Below are 1406 nucleotides of genomic sequence, written 5' to 3' on the forward strand. Positions count from 1 at the left end.
GCTGCCGGCCGGCGTGCCGGGTGCGCTGGCCGACCTGGTGGCCGCCGACGACGGCCCGCCACTGGCCGCCACGCTGCAGCGCCGCGCCGATCTCGACCGGTTCCGCGAGTTCGTCGTCCACCGCTCGATCTATCACCTGCGCGAGGCCGACCCGCACAGCTGGGCGCTGCCCCGGCTCGGCGGCCCGGCGAAGGCGGCGCTGGTGGAGATCCAGACCGACGAGTACGGCAACGGCCGGCTGGACCTGATGCACGCCGAGTTGTTCCGCACCACGATGGACCGGCTCGGCCTGGACACCGGTTACGCCGCCCACCTGGACCGGGTGCCCGCGGTGACACTGGCGACCAACAACCTGATGTCGCTGTTCGGCCTGCACCGGCGGCTGCGCGGGGCGCTGCTCGGGCACCTGGCCGCGTACGAGATGACCTCGTCGCTGCCGAACCGCCGTTACGGCAACGGACTGCGCCGGCTCGGCTTCGACGCGGTCGCCACGCGTTTCTACGACGAGCACGTCGAGGCCGACGCCGTGCACGAGCAGATCGCCGCGTACGACATGTGCGGCGGGCTGGTCCGGGCCGAGCCGGCGCTCGCGTCCGACGTGCTGTTCGGCGCCGCCGCCGCGCTGGCGCTGGACGCCCTGTTCGCCGCGCACCTGGTCGAAGCCTGGTCCGCCGGCCACTCCTCACTGCGCCCGCGAGCCGAGACCCTGGCCGCAGCCTGACCCGCCCCGCCCTCGCCGCCCCCGCCCCCGCCCCCGCGATCTTGCAGTTCGGGCCCTCGGGATGCCGGGTTCGCTCCCTTTGCCGGGTACCAAAGTGCAAGATCGCGGGGAGGGGCGCGGGGGTTCGGGGTCAGGGTGCGCGGTCGCTGCCGGCCCGGAAACCGGCCACCTTGTGCGTGCCGTCGCAGAACGGCTTGATCGCGCTCTTGCCGCACCGGCACAGCGCCACCGTGCCCCGGCGCGTCTCGATCGGCGTGCCCTCGGGCGTGACGAGCGCGAAGTCGCCGCGTACCAGCAGTGGTCCGTCCCGGTACGGGGTGATGGTCGCCGCCGGGGTGCTCTCGTCGTCGGGCATGCGCCGTGCAGTGCCCGTCCCGGTCCGGCCCAAACCCGCCCGCGACGGCGGGCACGCGGCGCGACGGCGCACCTGAGTGTCGCGGGCGGTGCCGGTACCGGGCGGGCCTTGGTCCTGACCCGTGGGGAGATGCCCCGTTTAGACCCCAGAGGGACGGGAAGCCGGGCCGCGTGGTGAGCGAACGAGTCGAACGGGCCGGCGGCGCGGGCCTGCCCGTGGAGCGGGTGGTGGCGGCCGGCAGCGCCGCCCGGATCCTGGTCGCCGCGACCGCCCGGGCGCTGCGCGGCGACGACTGCGGCGACCTCGGCCACCCGGGCGCACTGTCCCGCC

The 1406-nt window shown here is 75.3% G+C and carries 2 protein-coding genes; one reads left to right on the top strand and one right to left on the bottom strand.

The annotated features are described in order from the left end of the window. Nucleotides 1–721 (top strand): iron-containing redox enzyme family protein (locus AC2CHG_RS31390; RefSeq protein ID WP_484526208.1); only part of this gene is annotated, 721 nt, incomplete at its 5' end. A gap of 130 nt (nucleotides 722–851) precedes the next feature. Here the strand turns inward: AC2CHG_RS31390 and AC2CHG_RS31395 are convergent. Then, complete coding sequence (locus AC2CHG_RS31395) at nucleotides 852–1076, bottom strand: CDGSH iron-sulfur domain-containing protein (protein ID WP_357208728.1); 225 nt, start codon at nucleotides 1074–1076, stop codon at nucleotides 852–854. Nucleotides 1077–1406: the final 330 nt, after the last annotated feature.

This window comes from Micromonospora sp. ATLC20, from assembly GCF_057196585.1.